This window comes from Citrobacter sp. CK191 (assembly GCF_030333435.1).
Lineage (GTDB): Bacteria > Pseudomonadota > Gammaproteobacteria > Enterobacterales > Enterobacteriaceae > Citrobacter_B > Citrobacter_B koseri.
Genome location: NZ_JAOWFX010000031.1, coordinates 874,492 through 898,096, shown reverse-complemented (window position 1 = coordinate 898,096; position 23,605 = coordinate 874,492). Strand labels below are relative to the sequence as shown.

At 54.3% G+C, this 23,605-nt stretch carries 22 protein-coding genes and 1 tRNA gene; 13 read left to right on the top strand and 10 right to left on the bottom strand.

Features of this window, described 5'->3' with window-relative positions:
* Window position 1: 1 nt before the first annotated feature.
* Window positions 2-1,621, bottom strand: a complete 1,620-nt coding sequence (locus OGV82_RS15920; RefSeq protein WP_047463568.1) for a peptide ABC transporter substrate-binding protein — start codon at window positions 1,619-1,621, stop codon at window positions 2-4.
* A 226-nt stretch (window positions 1,622-1,847) separates the two neighbouring features.
* Here OGV82_RS15920 and mpaA point away from each other — a divergent pair, with 226 nt between their 5' ends.
* Window positions 1,848-2,576, top strand: a complete 729-nt coding sequence (mpaA, locus tag OGV82_RS15915; RefSeq protein WP_012132279.1) for a murein tripeptide amidase MpaA — start codon at window positions 1,848-1,850, stop codon at window positions 2,574-2,576.
* Here mpaA and ycjG read toward each other — a convergent pair.
* Window positions 2,551-3,516: an L-Ala-D/L-Glu epimerase gene (gene ycjG / locus OGV82_RS15910; protein WP_012132278.1), complete on the bottom strand. Its 966-nt coding sequence runs from the start codon at window positions 3,514-3,516 to the stop codon at window positions 2,551-2,553. The genes mpaA and ycjG overlap by 26 nt on opposite strands.
* 135 nt (window positions 3,517-3,651) lie before the next feature.
* On the opposite strand from ycjG, the gene tpx reads away from it, so the two are divergent.
* Window positions 3,652-4,158, top strand: a complete 507-nt coding sequence (gene tpx / locus OGV82_RS15905; protein ID WP_012132276.1) for a thiol peroxidase — start codon at window positions 3,652-3,654, stop codon at window positions 4,156-4,158.
* 58 nt (window positions 4,159-4,216) lie between these two features.
* Here tpx and tyrR read toward each other — a convergent pair whose 3' ends face one another.
* The 7 genes from tyrR to pspA form a co-directional block, all read right to left on the bottom strand.
* Entirely contained in the window at window positions 4,217-5,758 is a 1,542-nt protein-coding gene (tyrR, locus tag OGV82_RS15900) for a transcriptional regulator TyrR (protein ID WP_047463566.1), read from the bottom strand.
* Window positions 5,759-5,906: 148 nt separating this feature from the next.
* Window positions 5,907-6,968, bottom strand: coding sequence for a YcjF family protein (locus OGV82_RS15895; protein ID WP_012132270.1), 1,062 nt, complete (start codon window positions 6,966-6,968; stop codon window positions 5,907-5,909).
* Window positions 6,965-8,362: a YcjX family GTP-binding protein gene (locus OGV82_RS15890; RefSeq protein WP_047464077.1), complete on the bottom strand. Its 1,398-nt coding sequence runs from the start codon at window positions 8,360-8,362 to the stop codon at window positions 6,965-6,967. The genes OGV82_RS15895 and OGV82_RS15890 overlap by 4 nt, the downstream gene beginning before the upstream one ends.
* Before the next feature lie 213 nt (window positions 8,363-8,575).
* Window positions 8,576-8,797: a phage shock protein PspD gene (gene pspD / locus OGV82_RS15885; protein ID WP_012132268.1), complete on the bottom strand. Its 222-nt coding sequence runs from the start codon at window positions 8,795-8,797 to the stop codon at window positions 8,576-8,578.
* Between the two features lie 10 nt (window positions 8,798-8,807).
* Window positions 8,808-9,167 (bottom strand): envelope stress response membrane protein PspC, encoded by a 360-nt coding sequence (gene pspC / locus OGV82_RS15880; protein WP_047463564.1) that lies wholly within the window; start codon window positions 9,165-9,167, stop codon window positions 8,808-8,810.
* On the bottom strand, window positions 9,167-9,391 hold the full coding sequence (gene pspB / locus OGV82_RS15875) for an envelope stress response membrane protein PspB (protein ID WP_012132266.1): 225 nt from the start codon (window positions 9,389-9,391) through the stop codon (window positions 9,167-9,169). Before pspB ends, pspC begins: the two co-directional genes overlap by 1 nt.
* 54 nt (window positions 9,392-9,445) lie before the next feature.
* Window positions 9,446-10,114: a phage shock protein PspA gene (gene pspA / locus OGV82_RS15870; protein ID WP_012132265.1), complete on the bottom strand. Its 669-nt coding sequence runs from the start codon at window positions 10,112-10,114 to the stop codon at window positions 9,446-9,448.
* A gap of 172 nt (window positions 10,115-10,286) precedes the next feature.
* Here pspA and pspF point away from each other — a divergent pair, with 172 nt between their 5' ends.
* From pspF to OGV82_RS15825, 8 genes are all read left to right on the top strand, one after another.
* Window positions 10,287-11,261 (top strand): phage shock protein operon transcriptional activator, encoded by a 975-nt coding sequence (gene pspF / locus OGV82_RS15865; protein ID WP_012132264.1) that lies wholly within the window; start codon window positions 10,287-10,289, stop codon window positions 11,259-11,261.
* A gap of 542 nt (window positions 11,262-11,803) precedes the next feature.
* Complete coding sequence (locus OGV82_RS15855) at window positions 11,804-12,256, top strand: DUF3828 domain-containing protein (protein WP_047464074.1); 453 nt, start codon at window positions 11,804-11,806, stop codon at window positions 12,254-12,256.
* 178 nt (window positions 12,257-12,434) lie between these two features.
* Entirely contained in the window at window positions 12,435-14,078 is a 1,644-nt protein-coding gene (gene sapA, locus OGV82_RS15850) for an ABC transporter substrate-binding protein SapA (RefSeq protein WP_047463562.1), read from the top strand.
* The gene (gene sapB / locus OGV82_RS15845) at window positions 14,075-15,040 is read left to right on the top strand and encodes a peptide ABC transporter permease SapB (protein ID WP_047463560.1); all 966 of its coding nucleotides are present in this window, start codon (window positions 14,075-14,077) and stop codon (window positions 15,038-15,040) included. Before sapA ends, sapB begins: the two co-directional genes overlap by 4 nt.
* Window positions 15,027-15,917 (top strand): peptide ABC transporter permease SapC, encoded by an 891-nt coding sequence (gene sapC, locus OGV82_RS15840; protein ID WP_012132258.1) that lies wholly within the window; start codon window positions 15,027-15,029, stop codon window positions 15,915-15,917. The genes sapB and sapC overlap by 14 nt, the downstream gene beginning before the upstream one ends.
* Entirely contained in the window at window positions 15,917-16,909 is a 993-nt protein-coding gene (gene sapD / locus OGV82_RS15835; RefSeq protein ID WP_012132257.1) for a peptide ABC transporter ATP-binding protein SapD, read from the top strand. The genes sapC and sapD overlap by 1 nt, the downstream gene beginning before the upstream one ends.
* Before the next feature lies 1 nt (window position 16,910).
* Complete coding sequence (gene sapF / locus OGV82_RS15830) at window positions 16,911-17,717, top strand: peptide ABC transporter ATP-binding protein SapF (protein ID WP_012132256.1); 807 nt, start codon at window positions 16,911-16,913, stop codon at window positions 17,715-17,717.
* 85 nt (window positions 17,718-17,802) lie between these two features.
* Window positions 17,803-18,636: an SdiA-regulated domain-containing protein gene (locus tag OGV82_RS15825; protein WP_052194490.1), complete on the top strand. Its 834-nt coding sequence runs from the start codon at window positions 17,803-17,805 to the stop codon at window positions 18,634-18,636.
* A gap of 109 nt (window positions 18,637-18,745) precedes the next feature.
* Here OGV82_RS15825 and OGV82_RS15820 read toward each other — a convergent pair.
* Window positions 18,746-18,821, bottom strand: a tRNA-Thr gene (locus OGV82_RS15820).
* Window positions 18,822-19,298: 477 nt separating this feature from the next.
* Between OGV82_RS15820 and fabI the strand changes: the two genes are divergently transcribed.
* The 3 genes from fabI to OGV82_RS15805 all read left to right on the top strand — a co-directional run bounded on the left by fabI (window position 19,299) and on the right by OGV82_RS15805 (window position 23,511).
* Window positions 19,299-20,087: an enoyl-ACP reductase FabI gene (gene fabI, locus OGV82_RS15815; RefSeq protein WP_024130306.1), complete on the top strand. Its 789-nt coding sequence runs from the start codon at window positions 19,299-19,301 to the stop codon at window positions 20,085-20,087.
* 243 nt (window positions 20,088-20,330) lie between these two features.
* Window positions 20,331-21,488: a carboxymuconolactone decarboxylase family protein gene (locus OGV82_RS15810; protein WP_047463558.1), complete on the top strand. Its 1,158-nt coding sequence runs from the start codon at window positions 20,331-20,333 to the stop codon at window positions 21,486-21,488.
* An 88-nt stretch (window positions 21,489-21,576) separates the two neighbouring features.
* Window positions 21,577-23,511, top strand: coding sequence for an exoribonuclease II (locus OGV82_RS15805; RefSeq protein ID WP_047463557.1), 1,935 nt, complete (start codon window positions 21,577-21,579; stop codon window positions 23,509-23,511).
* The last annotated feature ends 94 nt before the right edge of the window (window positions 23,512-23,605 follow it).

Genomic DNA, 23,605 nt, shown 5'->3' with positions numbered 1-23,605 from the left:
ATTATTTGTCGTGCTTCACAATATACATTGTCCGACTATACGCCACGTCTTCCGGGTTATTAATGGGATAACCTTTCAGCCACGGTTTGATCAAACGTCCGTTGGTATACTGGTAAATCGGCGCAATCGGCGCCTGTTCCATCAGGATTTTCTCTGCCGCGTTATAGTCCGCATTGCGCGCCTTCGCCGTATTTTCTACTGTCGCCTGCGTCATGATTTTATCGTAGGCCGGGTTATTGAAGCGCGAGATATTGCCCGTATGGGTCGAGGTTAACAATGACAGGAAAGTAGACGGTTCATTGTAGTCCCCCACCCAGGAGGCGCGGATAACATCAAAATTACCGGTGTTGCGGCTGTCGATATAGGTTTTCCATTCCTGGTTTTGCAGCTTCACCTCTACGCCCAGATTCTTTTTCCACATCGAGGCGACTGCAATCGCGATTTTCTGATGATTTTCAGATGTGTTATATAACAGCGTCAATTTGAGCGGTTTCTGCGGGCCATAGCCAGCCGCAAGCAATAACGTTTTTGCCTGAGCATTGAGTTCTTCCTGGCTCATTTGTTCAAATGGCGAAGGATCGGGAGTGAAGCCAGCCGTCACGTCCGGGGTGAAGCGCCAGGCCGGTTTCTCCCCGGTTCCTAATACTTTTTCCGCCATGATGCGGCGATCAATCGTCATGCTCAGCGCCAGCCGAACCCGGGAATCCGCCGTCGGGCCTTTTTGGGTGTTAAACGCATAATAATAGGTGCCCAACTGCGGCGGCGTGTAAACCTGCCCTGGTATATCCTTCAGCAACTTCTGGTACAGATTTTTCGGGAAAGATTCGGTGATATCAATATCGCCAGCCAGATAACGTTTAGTCGCTGACGACTCCTGATTAATCGACAGGAAAGTCACTTTTTGCAGCACCGTCTTCGCATTGTCCCAGTAGTGGGTATTGGGCACCGCCACCAGTTTTTCGTTGACCACGCGATCATTCAACACATAGGCGCCATTGCCGATCAGGTTTCCGGGCTTCGTCCAGTCTTTACCGCTTTCTACATTGGCTTTCTGTACCGGGTAAAAAGCAAAGTTGGCAGTCAGGTTAACAAACCACGGCAGCGGTTTATCCAGCTGTATTTTTAGCGTGCGGGCGTCCACGGCGCTAACCCCAAGCGTATCCGGCGACGCTTTACCATCAATAATCGCCTGGGCGTTATTAATGCCAGCAAGGGCGGCAAACCAGGCAAACGGTGACAGGGTTTTCGGATCAACCAGACGTTGCCAGCTGTAGACAAAATCCTGCGCGGTCACCGGAGTGCCGTCCGACCACTTTGCGTTATTGCGCAGGGTAAACGTCCAGATCCGGTTATCATTGGTCTTCCAGCGCGTAGCGACGCCAGGAATGATTTCCCCTTTCTCATTCTGATTCACCAGACCTTCAAACAAATCGCGAATGACCTGAATCTCCGGCAGCCCAACCGCTTTTGCTGGATCTAACGACGCCGGTTCATCTTTAATATGGCGGACCAGTTCTTGCTTCTCTGCCAGTACCGTTCCGCCGGGAACATCCGCAGCGTGTGTCAGGGAGACGCTGCTAATCAACAGCGCACAACAGGTAACTGAAACAGAGTGCTTCATAAGATGCCCTTAAATGATGAAGTTAGATGACTGCGTAATTATTTGTTTCGCATGAAGGAAATGCAAACGTCTTCCTACAGAAAGTTGATATTAACCCGATATACGCATCCGCTTCCAGGAAGCCAGATAGAGGATATTGCATAGCGCGCAACGCGTGAAAACGATTTGATTATCTGGACAATTTGCACAACACTGCGAGTAATAACAACAGCATTCAGAGACACTTATGACCGTTACCCGTCCTCGTGCCGAGCGCGGCGCATTTCCGCCAGGAACCGAACATTATGGGCGTTCATTGCTGGGAGCGCCGTTGATCTGGTTTCCGGCTCCGGCTGCCGATCGCGAAAGCGGCCTGATTCTGGCCGGAACGCACGGCGATGAGAACGCGTCGGTGGTGACGCTCTCGTGTGCGCTGCGTACGCTGAATCCTTCACTCCGCCGTCATCATGTGGTGCTGGCGGTGAACCCGGACGGTTGCCAGCTTGGTCTGCGCGCTAATGCCAATGGCGTCGATTTGAACCGTAATTTTCCGGCGGCGAACTGGAAAGCGGGTGAGACGGTTTATCGCTGGAACAGCAGCGCCGAGGAGCGCGATGTGGTACTGCTTACCGGCGAACATCCGGGGTCCGAACCCGAAACCCAGGCGCTGTGTCAACTGATACACCGGGTGCATCCTGCCTGGGTGGTCTCCTTTCACGATCCCCTCGCCTGTATTGAAGATCCCAGACATAGCGAGTTAGGCGAATGGCTGGCCCGGGCATTTGAGCTGCCGCTGGTCTCCAGCGTAGGTTACGAAACGCCCGGTTCGTTTGGAAGCTGGTGCGCCGACCTCAATCTGCACTGTATTACCGCAGAGTTCCCGCCGATCTCATCCGATGAGGCCAGCGAAAAGTATCTGATGGCGATGTCTACTCTGCTGCGCTGGCACCCTAAAGATGAAGTTGCCCGGTCGTAAACCGTAAAGCGGGCTCGACATCCACCGCCAGCCAGGTGGGGCCATCGAGGTCAGCAAAACGCACCTGTGGGGCCAGCGGCAACGCTGCGCTAATGGCCCTGGAGGTACACAGCATGCATCCCAGCATCAGCCCAAAACCCTGTTCTCTGGCTTCGGCGGCCAGCGCCAGCGCTTCCGTCAGACCACCGGTTTTATCCAGTTTGATATTGACCATATCGTAGCGCCCCTGTAACGCCTTCAGGCTACTGCGGGTATGGCAACTTTCATCCGCGCAAATAGGGAGCGGATGAACAAAATTTTCCAGCGCGGCGTCATCCTGCGCAGGTAACGGTTGTTCCAGCATCGCGACGCCTAAATCCGCCAGCAGCTGGCATCGCGCCGCCAGCCCCTCTGTACGCCAGGACTCGTTTGCATCCACAATTAGCGTCGCATCAGGCACGACTGAGCGAATCGCGACCATTCGTTCGCTGATCAGGCGATCGTCCAGCTTAATTTTGAGCAGTTTCGCCCCTTTTTCCCACAGTGCCGCCGCGCTGGCCGCCATCTGTTCAGGCGTACCGATCACGACAGTCTGTGCTGTTGTCAGCGTAGCGGGCAATTCAACGGCCACAAACTCCGCCAGCGTTTGCTGCTGCTGGCGAGCGCTCAGATCCCACAGCGCGCAATCGACCGCATTTCTGGCCGCACCGGCGGGCAGCAATTTTTGTAGTGCTTCGCGGGTCAGCCCCTGTTCCAGTTGCGGCGCGATACTCATGATCTGCGCCAGCACCGAGGCATCGCTTTCGCCATAACGTGGATAAGGCGTACATTCCCCTACGCCTTTTACGCCCTCTTCCTCCAGCTCCACGACCACAACATGCGCTTCGGTACGACTTCCCCGGGCAATCACAAAGGGCGTGTGCAGCGGCCAGGCCTCCTCATACACCTTAACAGATCTCATTGGTTCTCCTTTTCTCGCCGTTTTTCACGTTGCAGATGCGTGGCGGTGGATTAAACACAAATAGCGTTTGCCGTGTTAACTGCTGATGGCATAAACTAGCCACGACGTTAACTATATGTAAACAGGAAGATAACCATGTCACAAACCGTTCATTTCCAGGGCAATCCAGTCGCCGTCGCCAACACCATTCCTCAAGCTGGTAGCAAAGCACAGGCTTTTACCCTCGTGGCAAAAGATCTGTCTGACGTCACACTGGCTCAGTTTGCAGGCAAGCGCAAGGTGCTGAATATTTTCCCAAGTATTGATACCGGCGTTTGTGCGGCATCGGTACGTAAGTTTAACCAACTGGCGACAGAAATCGACAACACCGTCGTACTGTGCGTTTCTGCGGATCTGCCGTTCGCCCAGTCTCGTTTCTGCGGCGCGGAAGGTCTGAGCAACGTCATTACCCTTTCCACTCTGCGTAATCCTGACTTCCTGAAAGACTACGGCGTTGAAATCACTGAAGGCCCGCTGAAAGGTCTGGCGGCGCGTGCCGTGGTGGTCATTGATGAAAACGACAACGTCATTTTCAGCCAGCTGGTGAACGAAATCACCAACGAACCTGACTATGCTGCTGCGCTGGACGTGCTGAAAGCGTAAGACGGTAAAAAAGCCCGATGGCGCAACGCTCATCGGGCTTCTAATACTTGTGTCGTTTCTACTCTTCGCTTTTCTTCTGATTCAAACCGTATTCACGTAACTTATTGGCAATCGCGGTATGTGAGACGCCCAGGCGTTTCGCCAGTTTGCGCGTGCTCGGATAATTGCGATAAAGCTGCGTCAGCACGGAGCGTTCAAAACGGCTGGTGATCTCATCCAGCGAGCCTTCCATCGCATCTTCACCAACGGCAACGGTCGTGGCGTCGTAATCCGGCAGCAAAATATCCTGCGGACGTAATTCGTACCCTTCAAGCTGCGTCAGCGCCCGGTAGATGGCGTTTTTAAGCTGGCGCACGTTGCCCGGCCAGCCATAACGGGTTAATACGGTGCTGAGATCGGCAGAGAGTTTCGGACGCGGCACGCCCTGCTCATCGGCAAAACGCGCCACGAAAAGTTCAGTGAGCGGCATGATATCCTGCGGGCAATCACGCAGCGGCGGCAGATTGAGCGTCAGCACATTCAGACGGTAGTAGAGATCCTCGCGGAACAGCCCTTTTTGCACCAGCTCCACCAGATTCTTCTGCGTGGCGCAGATCACCCGGACATCAACGTGAACCTCATGATCCTCGCCAACGCGACGGAAGGTGCCGTCGTTAAGAAAACGCAGCAATTTGGTCTGCATGCGTGGCGACATCTCACCAATCTCATCCAGCAGCACCGACCCCCCGTTGGCCTGTTCAAAGAAGCCTTTTTTACCTTCCGGCGCATGACCAAACAGTTCGCTTTCAACCGCATCTTCAGGAATGGAGGCGCAGTTCAATGCCAGATACGGTTTTGCCGCACGCGGGCTTGCCAGGTGGCAGGCATGGGCGAAGAGATCTTTACCGGTTCCGGTATCGCCGGTAATCAGCAGTGGCGCGCTCAGCGTAGCCAGCTTACGAGCCAGCTCTACGACATGCTTCATTTTCGCGCTGACGGCGATAATCTGGCTAAACGCGCTCAAATCCTGGGTCGTCAAATTCTGCAACTGACGCCCCATTCGGATGGTAGAACGTAGCATAACGACAGCGCCCGTGAGCATGTACTCGTCATTTTCCCCTTGCAAATGAACCGGGGTAATCTCCATCAGGAAGTTCTGCCCATTAATCACCACATGCTCGTTGTGAGAGACCTGCGGGTTGCTCTCCAGCCAACGCTGGAAGTTGAAGCCGTTGATCAACTGCGCGGCAGTGTGATTGCGCATACGCTCCTGATTTTGTGCAAAAAGCTGACAGCTCGCGGGGTTCGCCATCTCTATTTTACTTTTCATATCCAGAGAGAGGACGGGTTCCGGCAACGCTTCGAGCAGTGCGCTCAGCGCCAGATGCTCGCGTTCAGACGGCATCCACGGCACCGTACGGACATCGGTCACGCCGGAAATGCGGCGGATCTCCGCCATCAGGCTGCTGAAGTTGGTGAACTCCAGTTCAGCAAAATTAAGGTAAATTCGCCCGATGGGGTCAATCTCAATACCGCGTAAATCAATGCTACGAAGCACCAGCAAATCGAGTAACTCGCGGGTCAGACCAAGACGGTCTTCACAAAAGACTTCCAGACGCATGGGAACTTTCACCTAAAACAATGAGCTATTAGATAGATGATAAGCCAGTATTCGATTAGCAGGAAGGATTCTGTCAACAATTATTGACAGCATGACGGAAAATTGGGCGCCGGGCCGTAAAGTTATACGGTCAGCGCCCTTCCAGCGATCAGTTTTCGCGCGGGGTTTTGCTTTTCTGCAAGGTCTCTTTGACCTGAACGATAAGCTGGCGACGAAAATCCCCCAGACGCGGCTTATCATCGTCGATCCACGGTAAGGGACGACACAGTTCCATCGCTTTAATGCCCAGACGAGCGGTTAACAGCCCGGCGCCAATACCCTGCGCCGCACGGGCAGACAAACGCGCCGCCAGATCCTGCGACATCCAGTCCATCCCGACTTCACGCACCAGCTCGCTGGCGCCCGCAAACGCAATATTGAGCAACACCAGACGAAACAGACGCAGACGGCTGTAATACCCCAGTTCAATGCCATACAGCGTCGCAATGCGATTGATCAGCCGCAAATTTCGCCAGGCGATAAATGCCATATCCACCAACGCCAGCGGGCTGACGGCGATCATTAACGTGGACTCGGCGGCCGAACGGCTGATTTCACGTCGCGCCTGGGCATCCAGCACCGGTTGCACCAGTTGAGCGTATAAGCTGACCACTTCCCGATCATTTTGCGTTTCGTGAATCGAAGCATACCAGCGCTGCAACGCCGGGTGAGACTGATCGATACCGGCCTGCTGCGCCAGCTTTTCGCAAAACGCACGGCCCTTTCCCGTACCGTGGCTGTGCAACAGGTCGCGCGCTTCATCCCGTTCATGCGCCCGCTGGCGTAACCGCCATAGCCGACGCCATTCTGTCGCGACCGAGCCAACGCCTGCGCCAATGATCAACGCCCCGGCGGCACAACCGCCCAGCGCCACCCAGTCCTGGGTTTGCCATGCGTTCATGGTCCATTGCACGCCCTGGCCCACAACGCTGACGCCAAACAACGCCAGTCCCCCCATCACCATCTTGCGCCACAAACTGCGTTTAGGGCGCAGTGCGGCATCAATGACCGCTTCCGCCTGCCCCTCGTCTTCCAGAGGTTCATCCACCTGCGCGGGGGCAAAGGTCTGCGCCTGCGTCTCGCTGAAGGTCTGTTGCGTTTTAAGCGTCTGGTTTTGCTCCACCTCCAGTGGACCTGCGAAATCGATACGCGGTTTTAACGGTTCGCTCATCGCAATTTGTCTCCTATTAAAAATTCCAGCGCGGCATCCAGACGAATGTGCGGCAATGGTTTGTCCACATCCATTACCTGCGGGCGAAACGCTTCAAACTGAAAACCCTGACTGTCCCAGAACGCTTGTCCCGGCAGGCGTGCGGGCACTTCGCCGGGGTACACCGTTAACGGCGTTCCGTCGCTTAAACGGTTACCGCGTAAAGCCGGGATCTTTTCACCATTTACGTCGATCAATCCACTGGTCGTCGCCTGTACGGACGCCAGTCCCAGACAATCCATGCTGATGCCTTCAAACGCCGCGTTTTGCCAGGCATCCTGAATCAGTTGCTGGAGCAAAGAGACCATATTGGCATGTTGATCGACAGTCACATGGTCTGCCTTGGTCGCCGCAAACAGCAGTTTATCAATCACCGGGGAAAAGAGTCGGCGAAATAGCGTTCGCTGACCATAGTGGAAACTCTGCATCAATTGCGTCAGCGCCAGACGCATATCGTTGAACGCCTGCGGCCCGCTGTTCAACGGTTGCAGGCAATCCACCAGTACAATCTGGCGATCAAACCGCAGGAAATGGTTTTTATAGAACCCTTTCACCACTTTTTCACAGTAGTAATTAAAGCGTTCACGCAACATTCCGGCGTTGGTGTGTTTGTCCGCCTGCGCCAGTATCGATTCGCCATGCGCATCCACATCCGGCCACGGGAAAAACTGCAACGCAGGCGCGCCCGCCATATCGCCCGGTAGCACAAAGCGACCAGGCTGAATAAAGTGCAGCCCTTGCTGTTTACATTGGTGCAGATACGCCGTCCAGGTCGCGGCGATCTCCGCCAGGCGATTTTCATCAGCAGGCGCCAGCGGGTCCAGCCCCTGGCATAGCTGACGCCATTTGGCCGACCATTCGCCCCGCTGCCCTTGCAGTAAGCCGGTCATTTGCCGGGACCAGCTCAGGTAATCCTGCGCCAGCATCGGCAAGTCGAGCAGCCATTCGCCGGGATAATCGACAATCTCCAGGTATAACGTCGAGGTGTCTTTAAAATGGCGCAGCAAAGAATCATTGGATTTATAGCGTAACGCGAGGCGGATTTCGCTCACGCCGCGCGTTGGCGTCGGCCAGGCAGGCGGCTGGCCATAAAGCTGGGCCAGCCCTTCATCGTAGGTAAAACGCGGAATGCCAAAATCACGTTGTGGAACACGTTTCACGCCCAGCAAACGCTCCTCACGCACCGCGCTTAGCAGCGGCAGTCGCGATCCGGCATGGATGTTGAGCAGTTGGTTAACCATCGCAGTGATAAACGCGGTTTTTCCACTGCGGCTAAGTCCGGTAACGGCCAGACGTAAATGCCTGTCTACACCGCGATTAACCAGCGAGTTAAGTTCGTTTTTGAGTCGCTTCATCGCCATCCTGTTGTGCCTGAAGAGTCCATAAAAGTATAACGAGCAGGAAATAAAGATAGGGGCTGATTATTAATTATCAACTCTCTGAGGTATTTATGGCGACGCCGTTTACGCCGCCACAAGCAGAAAAGTACACCTGTTATCGTTCTTACTGATGATCAGGATTTCATCATCCTGTACACATAGCCTTAAGAAAATATTTCCCGCGTCCTCTCATCGCCCATAACGCCGGGATAATTTAGCCGCTGCCCGGCTCAGTAAAGGCTCAAGCGCCAACGCCAGCAACATCTTCAGCGGGCGCCGGGCCACGGATTTCACCGCCCACCCCGCTACGCCTGCGGGACCGTAGCGTAACGCGGTCAGGAGAACCAGCTTCCCTGCAAGTTTAAAGCCCGGCTTCACCTTTTGCCCGGCGCGTTGCCAGCGAGTATTCATCTCTGTCCTCTTACAATTGACGGAAGCGGCTGCGTAACGTGAAGGTATCAGAGGTCACATAGCGCTCCATTTCGCGTAAACGTTTTTCGCCTGCGGCCAGTTCACGATCCACCGAATCTAACAGTTCACCGCTGGAAGGCTGTTGCTCGCCCGTTGCCATGCTGTCCGGCATCGGGTCCAGTACAAAAGAGAGAATGATGTAAGCCACCAGGGTGAAAAACGCCAGACCAAAGAAGATCGACAACACCACCAGAATTCGCACCAGTTTCACCGGTACATCAAGGTACTGCGCGATACCGGCACACACCCCTCGCACCATCCCTTGCTGCGGCATACGCCATAATTTCTTGTTCAGGTTAATTCCTCCCATTAGCGATCCCTCCAGTTCGGGTGTTCGGCGTCAAGAATGGCTTCCAGCGCCTGAATACGCTCGCGCATGCGTTGCGCTTCGTCGGTTAGCTGCATTAAACGTTGCTGTTCGCTTTGCGACAGTTCGCCCCGACCGGAACGGTTGCTGTAATGCAGCCATAACCAAATCGGTAACACGAACAGCACGAAAATGGTTAACGGTATGGCCAGAAATAACGCGCTCATGAGTGCTCCTTACAGGTGATGAGCGGCGGCGCGTTCGGGCGCCGCCAGGTATTATTATTGGTTATCTTGCTTCATTTTGGCTTTCAACTGCGCCAGTTGTTCGCTGATTTCATCATCTGCTTTCAGATCGGCAAACTGCTGATCCAGGGTTCTCTGCTTGCCAAAGTTTTGGCTTTCCGCTTCCGCCTCCATCTGATCGATACGGCGTTCAAACGATTCAAAACGCGCCATAGCCTCATCCAGTTTGCCGCTGTCCAGTTGACGACGGACATCACGGGAAGAGCTTGCCGCCTGGTGGCGCAACGTCAATGCCTGCTGACGGGCACGGGTTTCACTGAGTTTATTTTCCAGCTCGCCAATCTCTTTCTTCATCCGCACCAGCGTGTCGTCAACCAGTGCCGCTTCCTGATCGAGGGTGGCGATCAAATCCGTCAGTTTTTGTTTCTCAATCAGCGCGGCGCGCGCCAGATCCTCTTTGTCTTTACGCAGCGCCAGCTCGGCTTTCTCCTGCCACTCCGCCTGTTGCGCGGCGGCCTGCTCAATGCGACGGGATAACTGTTTCTTTTCTGCCAGCGCGCGCGCGGAATTAGAACGGACTTCCACCAGCGTATCTTCCATTTCCTGAATCATCAGGCGCACCAGCTTTTGCGGATCTTCCGCTTTTTCCAGCAGCGCATTAATGTTGGCGTTCACGATGTCGGCAAAACGAGAAAAAATACCCATAATTCAATCCTCACACGGTATGTTCTGATATCGGGCTATGCCCTGCTACAGGGTTAATACAATCTGCGTGCCAACTTTTTAATATATTGATTATTAAAACAATTTACGATTTTACCTCACGAGAGAAATAGGCTAAAGTGGTGAATAACACTAACAAGTGGTGAATCTCATCATGGCAGAATACAAAGATAACCTTCTCGGCGAAGCCAACAGCTTTCTTGAAGTGCTGGAGCAGGTTTCCCATCTGGCGCCGCTGGATAAACCCGTGCTTATCATTGGCGAACGCGGAACAGGGAAAGAGCTGATCGCTAACCGGCTGCATTTTCTCTCAACGCGCTGGCAAGGGCCGTTCATCTCCCTTAACTGCGCCGCGCTCAATGAAAACCTGCTCGACTCCGAGTTATTTGGTCATGAAGCAGGCGCATTTACTGGCGCGCAAAAACGTCATCCCGGACGCTTTGAACGCGCCGATGGCGGTACGCTCTTTTTGGATGAGCTGGCGACCGCTCCCATGCTGGTTCAGGAAAAACTGCTGCGGGTGATCGAATACGGCGAACTGGAGCGCGTCGGCGGCAGCCAGCCGTTGCAGGTTAATGTGCGTCTGGTCTGCGCGACGAATGCCGATTTGCCGCAAATGGTGAGCGAAGGGACATTTCGCGCCGATCTGCTGGACCGGCTCGCTTTCGACGTCGTGCAGCTTCCCCCTTTACGCCAGCGTCAAAGCGACATCATGTTAATGGCCGAACACTTTGCCATTCAGATGTGCCGTGAGATTCATCTGCCCCTCTTCCCGGGTTTTACCGCGCGGGCGAGAGAAACCCTGCTTCAGTACCGCTGGCCGGGAAATATTCGTGAGCTGAAAAACGTGGTTGAGCGTTCGGTTTATCGGCATGGCAGCAGCGATTATCCGTTAGATGAAATTATCATCGACCCATTTAAGCGTGACATTCCCGAACCAACGCCGCCGGAAACGCCCGTTTCTGCGCCATCATTGCCGCTGGATTTACGCGAATTTCAGCAACAGCAGGAAAAAGACTTTCTGCAAATCAGCCTGCAACAGGCGAAATTTAATCAAAAACGGGCAGCAGAATTGCTGGGTCTGACCTACCACCAGTTGCGCGCATTGCTCAAAAAACATCAGATTTAGCGCTCATGTCCGGGACAGTTGTTCTCATTCTGTGGGGGTAATATGTTAAGTGAATTAATTAGGTTTTCTTTATAATTAATTTCGATATTGGTTAATAACATAATAAAAATAATTACAAAGGTGATTGAATTTCCAGCGTAATGTTATACCCAACGATTTTGCATACAAGGGAAATGCCATGAATTGGGATAAACACGCAGCCGTAGAATACGCACGCAGACATGCGGGAAGTTCAAGCCAAAAAAAATGTGCACATTTCGTATCAAATGCAATTCGTGCTGGAGGAGCAAACCTGCACAACACTCACCACGCGAAAGATATGGCATCAAATTTATACGCTGCTGGTTTTCGCCCGGTGTCCGGCGCACCCAGGGAGGGTGATGTCGCAGTGATTCAACCAATCCCAGGGCATCCGTCAGGACACGCGTGTATTTATGATGGGCGTGGGACCTGGTATTCAGATTACAAGCAGCACAGCATGTACCCTGGTTCTACATGGAGTAAAGCAGAGCCAGCTTATCAATTTTACAGGCGTGACTGATATGAAACATTCCATTCTGGCTGGCTTGTTAATCAGCTCTTCTGCTTTTGCGGCGTTGTCTCCCGGCGGACCCGAAGCTACAGCTTTAACATTTAATCGCTGGTACATATCCCAGTTAATACAGGAGAAAAATCCACTGGCTGATTATGAGGGACTCCAGCCCTACGTTACAGCAAACACCATTGCTGCGTTAAAGACCTCAAATACAGCAGACCCAGACTCCGAAGATGTACCCGATTCTGATATGTTCATCAAAGCCCAGGATTTTGACGATGACTGGCAGCAAATAGAGATCGTCTCATCAGACTTAGATCCCGTATGTACACAGGTCTATGTCTCTTTCGGCGCTGAACAGAAACACACCGTAATAGACTGCATGGTGAAAGAAAACGGTACCTGGAAAGTACAATCTGTCGCAGGCCAGAAAATATTGCGAAACGTAAGCCTGAAGTAATCATGTATCAAAGCCCGTAACTTAACTGAACGGGCATTTCCTTTGGTGTTTATTCAACCAGTATGACGATTCCGTCATCGCAATTGTGTACATTTACGCCAGTTGTCCGCAGTCATTTTTACCTGGCGGGCCGAAGTGCGATACACTTTGCAGATCGAATCTAAAAACCTTAAAAATTATGCGCCTGGTTTTATCGTCTCTGATCGTGATGGCTGGACTCCTGAGTGGTCAGGCTGCGGCTGCGCCTGAACCGACTATGCATGCTGATATTCGCGACAGCGGTTTTGTCTATTGCGTCAGTGGGCAGGTCAACACCTTCAATCCACAAAAAGCGAGCAGTGGCCTGATCGTTGATACGCTTGCCGCCCAGCTGTATGACAGACTGCTGGATGTGGACCCTTATACTTATCGTCTGGTGCCGGAACTGGCAGAAAGCTGGGAAGTGCTGGACAACGGCGCGACCTACCGTTTCCACCTGCGTCGCAACGTTTCTTTCCAGAAGACCGCCTGGTTCACCCCTACCCGCAAGCTGAACGCGGATGACGTGGTGTTTACCTTCGAGCGCATTTTTGATCGCAAACATCCCTGGCATAACGTTAACGGCGGCAGTTTTCCCTATTTCGACAGTTTGCAGTTTGCCGATAACGTAAAGAGCGTGCGTAAGCTGGACAACAATATCGTCGAATTTCGCCTGACCCAACCAGACGCCTCCTTCTTATGGCATCTGGCGACGCACTATGCGTCGGTCATGTCAGCGGAATATGCGGCGCAGCTGACAAAGCAGGATCACCCGGAACTGATTGACCGCCAGCCGATCGGCACCGGCCCGTTCCAGCTCTCGGAATATCGCGCCGGACAATATATTCGTCTGCAACGTCATGAGGGATTCTGGCGTGGTAAACCGCTGATGCCGCAGGTGGTGGTTGACTTAGGCTCCGGCGGCACAGGCCGTTTATCGAAATTGCTCACCGGCGAATGCGATGTGCTGGCCTGGCCCGCTGCCAGTCAGCTCACGATTCTGCGCGACGATCCGCGCCTGCGTTTGACGCTGCGCCCCGGTATGAACATCGCCTACCTGGCCTTTAATACCGATAAGCCGCCGCTGAATAATCCCGCCGTACGCCATGCGCTGGCGTTGTCGATCAACAACCAGCGGCTGATGCAGTCGATCTACTACGGTACAGCGGAAACCGCCGCCTCTATTTTGCCGCGCGCCTCGTGGGCCTATGACAACGAGGCTAAAATTACAGAATACAATCCGGCTAAATCCCGCGAGCAGTTGAAAGCGCTGGGGCTGGAAAACTTAACGCTACAGCTGTGGGTGCCGACCAGTTCCCAGGCCTGGAACCCCAGCCCGCTGAAAACCGCCGAGCTGATCCAGGCGGATATGGCGCAGGTCGGCGTAAAAGTGGTGATTGTTCCGGTAGAAGGTCGTTTCCAGGAGGCGCGGTTGATGGACATGAACCATGATCTGACGTTGTCCGGTTGGGCAACCGACAGTAACGATCCAGACAGCTTCTTCAGGCCGTTGCTGAGCTGCGCCGCCATTAACTCGCAGACCAACTTTGCACACTGGTGCCATCCTGAGTTTGACGGCATTCTGCGAAAAGCGCTCTCGTCCCAGCAGCTTGCGGCGCGTATTGACGCGTATGATGAAGCGCAAAATATTCTGGCAAAAGAGCTGCCGATACTGCCGCTCGCCTCCTCGCTGCGTTTACAGGCTTATCGCTATGATATTAAAGGACTGGTTTTAAGTCCCTTTGGTAACGCCTCGTTTGCCGGTGTTTCGCGGGAAAAAGAAGATGAGGTGAAAAAACCATGATTATTTTCACCCTGCGTCGGTTTCTGCTGCTGTTGGTCACGCTGTTCTTTCTGACCTTTATCGGCTTTAGCCTGAGCTATTTCACGCCCCATGCGCCATTACAGGGCGCATCGCTGTGGAACGCCTGGGTTTTCTGGTTTAACAGCCTGATCCACTGGGATTTTGGCGTTTCCAGCATTAACGGCCAGCTGATCTCCGAACAGCTCAAAGAGGTTTTTCCCGCCACGATGGAGCTGTGCATTCTCGCTTTCGGCTTTGCCCTGATGGTCGGAATCCCCGTGGGGATGCTGGCAGGCGTAACGCGGAATAAATGGCCAGACCGTTTCATCAGCGCCCTCGCCTTAGTGGGATTTTCGATTCCGGTCTTCTGGCTGGCGCTGCTGTTGACGCTGTTTTTCTCGCTCACGCTCGGCTGGCTGCCGGTATCAGGTCGTTTTGATCTGCTTTACGAAGTGAAGCCGGTCACCGGTTTCGCCATTATTGATGCCTGGATTTCCGACTCGCCCTGGCGCGATGAGATGGTGATGAGCGCAGTACGTCACATGGTATTGCCGGTGCTGACGCTGGCCGTCGCCCCCACCACGGAAGTGATTCGTCTGATGCGCATCAGCACTATTGAAGTGTATGACCAGAATTACGTGAAGGCAGCGGCGACGCGCGGTCTGTCACGGCTGACGATTCTGCGTCGGCATGTGCTGCACAACGCGCTGCCGCCGGTGATCCCGCGTCTCGGCTTGCAGTTTTCCACCATGCTGACGCTGGCGATGATCACCGAGATGGTCTTTAGCTGGCCGGGGCTGGGACGCTGGTTGATCAACGCTATCCGCCAGCAGGACTACGCCGCTATTTCCGCAGGCGTAATGGTGGTTGGTTCGCTGGTGATTATCGTCAACGTGATCTCTGATATTTTGGGTGCTATGGCTAACCCTCTGAAACATAAGGAATGGTATGCCTTACGATAGTGTGTACAGCGAAAAGCGCCCACCGGGAACACTGCGCACTGCCTGGCGCAAATTTTATGGCGACGCTTCTGCGATGGTCGGTCTTTACGGCTGCGCAGGTCTGGTGGTGCTGTGTATTTTTGGCAGCTGGTTTGCTCCCTACGGCATCGATCAGCAGTTCCTCGGCTACCAGTTGCTGCCGCCGTCCTGGTCGCGCTATGGCGAAGTCTCGTTTTTTCTGGGGACGGACGATCTGGGGCGTGACGTTTTAAGTCGCCTGCTGAGCGGCGCGGCGCCCACCGTCGGCGGCGCGTTTATCGTCACGCTGGCGGCAACGCTGTGCGGCCTGATTCTGGGCGTTGTCGCCGGGGCTACACACGGCTTACGCTCCGCCGTACTCAACCATATTCTGGACACCCTGCTCTCTATTCCGTCGTTGCTGTTGGCGATTATCGTTGTTGCCTTTGCCGGGCCGCATCTGAGTCACGCAATGTTTGCCGTCTGGCTCGCACTGCTGCCGCGTATGGTGCGCTCGGTCTACAGCATGGTGCATGACGAGCTGGAAAAAGAGTATGTGATCGCCGCGCGCCTCGACGGTGCCACCACGCTCAATATTCTCTGGTTTGCCATTCTGCCCAATATTACCGCCGGTCTGATTACCGAAATCACCCGCGCGTTGTCGATGGCGATCCTCGATATCGCCGCGCTCGGTTTTCTCGACCTCGGCGCGCAACTCCCCTCTCCTGAATGGGGCGCCATGCTCGGCGACGCGCTGGAGCTGATATATGTCGCGCCGTGGACGGTGATGTTACCAGGCGCGGCAATTATGATCAGCGTTCTGCTGGTGAACCTGCTTGGCGACGGCATCCGGCGCGCGATTATCGCGGGGGTGGAATAATGCCGTTACTGGATATCCGTAACCTGACCATTGAATTTAAAACCGGCGAAGACTGGGTTAAAGCCGTAGATCGGGTCAGCATGACGTTAAATGAAGGGGAGATTCGTGGACTGGTCGGCGAATCCGGCTCCGGGAAAAGCCTGATTGCGAAAGCCATTTGCGGTGTGGCGAAAGACAACTGGCGCGTCACCGCCGACCGTATGCGCTTTGACGATATCGACCTGCTGCGTCTTTCCGCGCGCGAGCGTCGCAAACTGGTCGGCCATAACGTGTCGATGATCTTTCAGGAACCGCAGTCGTGCCTTGATCCTTCGGAGCGCATTGGCCGTCAACTGATGCAGAATATTCCCGCCTGGACCTATAAAGGTCGCTGGTGGCAGCGTATTGGCTGGCGAAAACGCCGTGCCATTGAACTGTTGCACCGGGTCGGCATTAAAGATCACAAAGACGCGATGCGCAGTTTTCCGTATGAACTGACGGATGGCGAATGTCAGAAAGTCATGATCGCCATTGCGCTCGCCAATCAGCCGCGCTTGCTGATTGCCGACGAACCGACCAACGCGATGGAACCCACCACCCAGGCGCAGATTTTCCGCCTGCTGACGCGCCTGAACCAGAACAGCAATACCACTATTTTGCTGATCAGTCATGACCTGCAAATGCTCAGCCAGTGGGCAGACAAAATTAACGTTCTGTATTGCGGGCAGACGGTTGAAACTGCGCCCAGTAAGGATCTGGTGGCGACGCCTCACCACCCTTATACTCAGGCGCTCATCCGCGCGATACCGGATTTTGGCAGCGCCATGCCGCATAAAAGCCGCCTGAATACCATGCCAGGGGCAATCCCGCTGCTGGAACAATTACCGATAGGTTGTCGTCTGGGGCCGCGTTGCCCGTATGCTCAACGAGAATGCATTGAAACCCCGCGTCTGACCGGGGCGAAGAATCATCTCTACGCCTGTCATTTTCCGCTGAATATGGAGAAAGAGTGACATGGTGGAAACCCTGCTCGAAGTGCGTAACCTGAGTAAAACCTTCCGCTACCGTACAGGATGGTTCCGGCGTCAGACCGTCGAGGCGGTAAAGCCGCTCAGCTTCACCTTACGCGAACGCCAGACGCTCGCCATTATTGGCGAGAATGGCTCCGGCAAATCCACGCTGGCGAAAATGCTGGCAGGAATGATCGCGCCGACCAGCGGTGAACTGCTGATTGACGATCATCCGCTGAAATATGGCGACTACTCGTTTCGCAGCCAGCGCATCCGCATGATTTTTCAGGACCCGTCAACGTCACTCAATCCGCGACAGCGCATCTCGCAGATTCTGGATTTCCCGCTGCGGTTGAACACCGATCTGGAACCGGAGCAGCGACGTAAGCAGATTATTGAAACCATGCGGATGGTCGGCCTTCTCCCTGACCACGTCAGCTATTATCCGCACATGCTGGCGCCAGGGCAGAAACAGCGTCTGGGATTAGCCCGCGCCCTGATTTTACGACCGAAGGTGATCATCGCCGACGAAGCGCTGGCTTCGCTCGATATGTCGATGCGCTCGCAGCTCATCAACCTGATGCTGGAACTCCAGGAAAAACAGGGGATTTCGTATATCTACGTCACTCAGCATCTGGGGATGATGAAACACATCAGCGATCAGGTGCTGGTCATGCACCAGGGCGAAGTGGTCGAACGCGGCAGCACTGCTGATGTTCTCGCCTCTCCGTTACATGAACTCACCCGCCGTTTGATCGCAGGACACTTCGGCGAAGCCCTCACCGCCGACGCCTGGCGAAAAGATCGCTAGCCTGAAGGAGCGTTATGATGTTGTTGTCTGAATCAATTAGCGGCCATTTGGTCATCCACCACGCGCCCCGAATGCAGGAGCGCCCATGAGAAAATATTCCTGGCTGATCCTGTGTCTGGCGCTGGTTATGCTACTGGCGTCCGCTTTCGTATTCACTCGCGCTGACAACCAGACTGAACCGGCATTCGGCTACACTCTGGACTTCAAAAAACCGTTGTCCGGGATCGACAATTTATCCTCCCTGAGCTACGTGCCCGAAGAAGATGTTTTTGTCGCCACCCTCAACAGACCCGCCACCATCCTCAAACTGTCTAAAAATGGAGAAATACTCGCCAGAAAAAGCATCGCAGATCGGATTAAAGATGCTGAATCAATCGAATACGCGGGTAACGGGACATACTTACTGGTCGATGAAGCAGACTCTGCGATGTATGTTTACCAGCTCAGCCAGGATCTGGACATCAGATCAGTGAGAAAAATAGAAACAGACCTGTTTGAGAACGCGCGCAACCGGGGAATCGAAGGCATTGCCTGGATGGCCGGACGAAATGAACTCTATTTCGCCAAAGAACGTAAACCGGTCATGCTGTACCGAACCCAAAGCGACGGTGGCCTTACTCGTTTTTCTGAGATCGTCCCGCTGGATGATCTGATTAAAAATCTGGACGTAGACGATATCTCCGCCCTTCACATCCACGGTGAACATCTGCTGATCTTATCTGATGAGTCACGCAGCCTGACAGAGATAGACCTGAACGGCAATGTGCTGCGCCGGATGTCATTAACGCAGGGCGAAAATGGTCTTGAGGAAGATATCCCGCAACCTGAAGGCGTGTCGATGGATAAGGCCGGCAACATTTATATTATGAGTGAGCCGAACCTGTTTTATCGATTTGAAAAGGTCTCGACTGGCAGGTAAACCGTAAGTTCAGACTCTTCTTTCCCGTTGAAGCGCGGTTTTGACGGGAGAGAAGAAACGGCGATACGCGGGCTTTTATGAAGTCAGAAAACATTGGAAACGTTTGAAATGGTGCCGACTACCGGAATCGAACTGGTGACCTACTGATTACAAGTCAGTTGCTCTACCTACTGAGCTAAGTCGGCCTGGGCCGCCATCGAGGCCTCGAACCCCGTTCCCTACAACACCCACAACAAATGTCGTTCGCTCTTCCAGATGAGCTAATGGCGGTTTGACGGTTCTTGTGAGTTATCACGCACTTACGCGTCATAACGAACCGGCTGCGAATAATACATAAGTAGAATTAGTCATGCAACCATTATGATTCGTCCAAATGTATTTATCCCTTATATTCGCAGCGCGTCGCCCGCTCGTGCTGGTTGGATGAGGCGAACCTGATAGCGGGTGATATACTGGACGGATGCAGGAAAATATCGAAAGTAAACAGGCTCGTCCTGCGCCGCCCCGGAGCTAAGTCACGGGAAATGACGGAAAAATATCGTGACACAAAGGGCTGTGAGTGGGATATAATTTCGAGCTAATTTCGAATAACTTTGAAATGTTGCTTTTAATTTATTGATATTAAAAGCAAAAAATAAGTAATGACTATAAGGATTAAAGCTATGGGTTTTCTTTCCGGTAAGCGCATTCTGGTAACGGGTGTTGCCAGCAAATTGTCCATCGCCTACGGTATCGCTCAGGCGATGCGCCGCGAAGGAGCTGAACTGGCGTTCACCTACCAGAACGACAAACTGAAAGGCCGCGTGGAAGAGTTTGCCGCTCAACTGGATTCCAGCATCGTGTTGCAGTGTGATGTGGCTGAAGATGCCAGCATCGACGCTATGTTTGCCGAGCTGGGTAAAGTCTGGCCGAAATTCGACGGTTTCGTTCACTCTATCGGCTTCGCACCTGGCGATCAGTTGGATGGCGACTATGTGAATGCCGTTACCCGTGAAGGCTTTAAAATCGCGCACGACATCAGCTCTTACAGCTTTGTGGCGATGGCAAAAGCTTGCCGTACCATGCTGAATCCGGGTTCCGCCCTGCTGACCCTGTCTTATCTGGGTGCTGAGCGCGCAATCCCGAACTACAACGTCATGGGTCTGGCAAAAGCGTCTCTGGAAGCAAACGTGCGTTACATGGCTAACGCAATGGGCCCGGAAGGCGTTCGTGTTAACGCAATCTCCGCAGGTCCGATCCGTACTCTGGCCGCGTCCGGCATCAAAGATTTCCGTAAAATGCTGTCGCATTGCGAAGCGGTTACGCCGATTCGCCGCACCGTTACCATTGAAGATGTGGGCAACTCTGCCGCCTTCCTGTGCTCCGATCTGTCTGCCGGTATCTCCGGTGAAGTCGTTCACGTCGACGGCGGTTTCAGCATCGCAGCCATGAACGAACTGGAACTGAAATAATCGTTTCACTTCCCGCAATGGGCGGCGCAGCGTCGCCCATTATTCCCTTCTCTGATGACGCCTTTCCCCCCCTTCCATTCTTCGCGCGCTGTCGCATCGCGGTATATATCATTCTGATATTTATTATCACCTAACAATCTTTTATCCCCTCTCTTGCTTACGCCAGGATAATGCAGCGAAAACGATCCGGCGTGATTCGACGACGACGTGTCCGGGTCGCCACTTTTAGACCAAGGAACGCCCATGGAACAACGCCGAATTGAAGGCAAAAGCCACTGGTATCATGAAACCCAGTCCAGCACTTATCCGCAAGAGGTTCTCCCGCTGGTGCCGGAAGCCGCGAACGTCGAGGACAGTTTTCTGCTGGATTTAGCGATCGCCGAAGACGTGCTTTTACCCTTTCAGTCCTGGTTGCACCCTGCCCGTCAACTTGCTCAACGCCTCTTTCCCGAGCGCGTCACACAGAATCGTCTCCACACGTTCAGCGCCTATGAACGAATGAGTACCGCATTGACCGTTGCCCAGGTCTATGGCGTACAGCGGCTCTGTAACCATTACGCCGCGCGACTAACCCCGCTTCCCGGCCCGGACTCCTCCCGGGAGAGTAACCACCGACTGGCGCAAATCACGCAATACGCGCGTCAACTGGCCAGTTCCCCTGCGGTCATTAATGCCCGCGACCGCCAGCATCTTGACGATGTGGGTCTGACGACCTGCGACATCATTCTGATAAACCAGATTATTGGTTTTGTGGGTTTTCAGGCGCGCGTCGTGGCGATATTCCAGGCTTATCGTGGACACCCCGTCCGCTGGGTGCCGGGTCTGGATATACAGCAATTCGCCGATGCGCAGCTTTTCCAGGAAAGGGACGCGCAATGGCACCCGGCTCAGGAAGGCGTGGAAATACGTTACGCCAGCGCCGAACAGCTGGAGTGCCTGTCCCACCATCAGCCGGTTGCAGAACTGCTGACGCTCGCGCCAGTCCTGGTTCACGAACCCGCCCTGCTTTCTTTGCTTGGCACACTGCTCACCAGCGCCCTGCGTACGGATGCGCCACCGGCGTCGCTCCCGCTCGCCACGCTGCTCACGTCACGCATCAATGGCAGCGTCGCCTGTTTTAATGAACAGTCACGCCACGCGGGTGAATGGGCAGAGACCATTTCGGTGTTCCGCCGGGGTGAACGGGAGATACAGCACTGGGAAAGCCAACATCCGGTTGAGCGTCCTGTCACGCAAGCGATACAATGGCTGACCAGGGCGCCCGATCGTTTTAGCGCTGCGCAATTCACGCCGTTACTCGAACAAGGGGCGTCACTGGAACAGGCCGTCAACTTGCTGGGCTGGTGCGGATTGTGCGGTTGGTTGAACCGTTTAAAAATCGCGTTGGGCGAAACACATTAACCGCGCCTTTACTGAAAGAGCGCTTGCTGCGCCAGGCAGAATCGCGTAAAACTGTCAGCCGCTCTTTTGGCCACGAAAATAGACAATTATGTTTCAGGACAACCCGCTGCTAGCGCAGCTTAAACAGCAACTACATTCCCAGACGCCGCGTGCTGAAGGGGTGGTAAAAGCCACGGAAAAAGGCTTTGGCTTCCTGGAAGTCGATGCACAAAAAAGTTATTTCATCCCGCCGCCGCAGATGAAAAAAGTCATGCACGGCGACCGCATTGTCGCGGTGATCCATACGGAAAAAGAACGCGAGTCCGCCGAGCCAGAAGAACTGATCGAGCCCTTCCTGACCCGCTTCGTGGGCAAAATCCAGGGTAAAAACGATCGTCTGTCCATCGTACCGGATCATCCGTTGCTGAAAGACGCTATCCCATGCCGTGCCGCCCGTGGCGTGGAACACGAATTTAAAGAGGGTGACTGGGCCGTTGCCGAAATGCGCCGTCATCCGCTGAAAGGCGACCGCTCTTTCTACGCCGAGTTAACCCAGTTCATCACCTTCGCCGACGACCACTTCGTACCGTGGTGGGTCACGCTGGCTCGCCATAATCTCGAAAAAGAAGCGCCGAACGGCGCGGCGACAGAAATGCTTGATGAAGGTCTGGTACGCCAGGATCTGACCGAGCTGGATTTTGTCACTATCGACAGCGCCAGCACCGAAGACATGGATGACGCCCTTTATGCGCAAGAGTTGGGCGAAGGTAAGCTGCAACTGACGGTTGCGATTGCTGATCCGACCGCGTGGATTGCGGAAGGCAGCAAGCTGGATAACATCGCAAAAATCCGGGCGTTTACCAACTATCTGCCGGGCTTCAACATCCCGATGTTGCCGCGCGAACTGTCTGACGACCTCTGTTCCCTGCGCGCGCAGGAAGTTCGTCCGGCACTGGCCTGCCGCATGACCATTGCCGCCGACGGCACTATTGAAGATGACATCACCTTCTTTGCGGCCACGATCAAGTCGAAAGCCAAACTGGCCTACGACAATGTCTCCGACTGGCTGGAAAATACCGGCAGCTGGCAGCCTGAAAGTGACGCTATCGCCCAACAGATCCGCCTGCTCCAGCGCATTTGCCTGAGCCGTGGCGAATGGCGTCACAACCATGCGCTGGTGTTCAAAGATCGCCCGGACTATCGCTTTATTCTTGGAGAGAAAGGCGAAGTGCTGGATATCGTCGCGGAACCTCGCCGCATTGCGAACCGCATTGTGGAAGAGTCCATGATCGCGGCGAACATTTGCGCCGCCCGCGTGCTGCGCGACAAACTGGGCTTTGGTATTTACAACGTTCACATGGGCTTCGACCCGGCCAACGCCGACGCGCTGGCGGCGTTGTTGAAAACGCATGGCCTGCACGTTGACGCAGGAGACGTATTAACCCTGGAAGGCTTCTGCAAACTGCGCCGCGAGCTGGATGCCCAACCGTCCGGTTTCCTGGACAGCCGTATTCGTCGCTTCCAGTCATTCGCAGAGATCAGCACCGAACCGGGCCCTCACTTCGGACTGGGTCTGGAAGCGTATGCAACCTGGACCTCTCCGATTCGTAAATACGGCGACATGATTAACCACCGCCTGCTGAAAGCCGTCATCAAAGGCGAAACCATCGCGCGTCCGCAGGAAGAGACAACGCAGCAGATGGCTGAACGCCGCCGCCTGAACCGTATGGCGGAACGTGACGTCGGAGACTGGTTATATGCGCGCTTCCTGAATGATAAAGCCGGTACAGAAACACGCTTTGCGGCGGAAATCGTTGATATCAGCCGCGGCGGGATGCGCGTTCGCCTGGTCGATAATGGCGCAATGGCCTTTATCCCGGCGCCGTTCCTGCATGCCGTACGTGACGAGCTGGTTTGCAGCCAGGAAAGCGGCACCGTGCAGATCAAAGGTGAAACGGTATACAAAGTGACTGATGTGATCGATGTAACGATCGCGGAAGTTCGCATGGAAACCCGTAGCATTATCGCCCGGCCTGTCGCCTGACGTTTTTGATGTAGCGGCCTTTCTTTAACCGGAAAGGCCGTTTTTTTTCTGCCCGCCCCACCCACCGCACGCTACACTTCACTCATCCGTTCAG

Bases quoted from the DNA above. Each gene is read 5' to 3' on its own strand.
- OGV82_RS15920 (WP_047463568.1), bottom strand. From the start codon at position 1,621: ATGAAGCACTCTGTTTCAGTTACCTGTTGTGCGCTGTTGATTAGCAGC.
- mpaA (WP_012132279.1), top strand. From the start codon at position 1,848: ATGACCGTTACCCGTCCTCGTGCCGAGCGCGGCGCATTTCCGCCAGGA.
- ycjG (WP_012132278.1), bottom strand. From the start codon at position 3,516: ATGAGATCTGTTAAGGTGTATGAGGAGGCCTGGCCGCTGCACACGCCC.
- tpx (WP_012132276.1), top strand. From the start codon at position 3,652: ATGTCACAAACCGTTCATTTCCAGGGCAATCCAGTCGCCGTCGCCAAC.
- tyrR (WP_047463566.1), bottom strand. From the start codon at position 5,758: ATGCGTCTGGAAGTCTTTTGTGAAGACCGTCTTGGTCTGACCCGCGAG.
- OGV82_RS15895 (WP_012132270.1), bottom strand. From the start codon at position 6,968: ATGAGCGAACCGTTAAAACCGCGTATCGATTTCGCAGGTCCACTGGAG.
- OGV82_RS15890 (WP_047464077.1), bottom strand. From the start codon at position 8,362: ATGAAGCGACTCAAAAACGAACTTAACTCGCTGGTTAATCGCGGTGTA.
- pspD (WP_012132268.1), bottom strand. From the start codon at position 8,797: ATGAATACTCGCTGGCAACGCGCCGGGCAAAAGGTGAAGCCGGGCTTT.
- pspC (WP_047463564.1), bottom strand. From the start codon at position 9,167: ATGGGAGGAATTAACCTGAACAAGAAATTATGGCGTATGCCGCAGCAA.
- pspB (WP_012132266.1), bottom strand. From the start codon at position 9,391: ATGAGCGCGTTATTTCTGGCCATACCGTTAACCATTTTCGTGCTGTTC.
- pspA (WP_012132265.1), bottom strand. From the start codon at position 10,114: ATGGGTATTTTTTCTCGTTTTGCCGACATCGTGAACGCCAACATTAAT.
- pspF (WP_012132264.1), top strand. From the start codon at position 10,287: ATGGCAGAATACAAAGATAACCTTCTCGGCGAAGCCAACAGCTTTCTT.
- OGV82_RS15855 (WP_047464074.1), top strand. From the start codon at position 11,804: ATGAAACATTCCATTCTGGCTGGCTTGTTAATCAGCTCTTCTGCTTTT.
- sapA (WP_047463562.1), top strand. From the start codon at position 12,435: ATGCGCCTGGTTTTATCGTCTCTGATCGTGATGGCTGGACTCCTGAGT.
- sapB (WP_047463560.1), top strand. From the start codon at position 14,075: ATGATTATTTTCACCCTGCGTCGGTTTCTGCTGCTGTTGGTCACGCTG.
- sapC (WP_012132258.1), top strand. From the start codon at position 15,027: ATGCCTTACGATAGTGTGTACAGCGAAAAGCGCCCACCGGGAACACTG.
- sapD (WP_012132257.1), top strand. From the start codon at position 15,917: ATGCCGTTACTGGATATCCGTAACCTGACCATTGAATTTAAAACCGGC.
- sapF (WP_012132256.1), top strand. From the start codon at position 16,911: ATGGTGGAAACCCTGCTCGAAGTGCGTAACCTGAGTAAAACCTTCCGC.
- OGV82_RS15825 (WP_052194490.1), top strand. From the start codon at position 17,803: ATGAGAAAATATTCCTGGCTGATCCTGTGTCTGGCGCTGGTTATGCTA.
- fabI (WP_024130306.1), top strand. From the start codon at position 19,299: ATGGGTTTTCTTTCCGGTAAGCGCATTCTGGTAACGGGTGTTGCCAGC.
- OGV82_RS15810 (WP_047463558.1), top strand. From the start codon at position 20,331: ATGGAACAACGCCGAATTGAAGGCAAAAGCCACTGGTATCATGAAACC.
- OGV82_RS15805 (WP_047463557.1), top strand. From the start codon at position 21,577: ATGTTTCAGGACAACCCGCTGCTAGCGCAGCTTAAACAGCAACTACAT.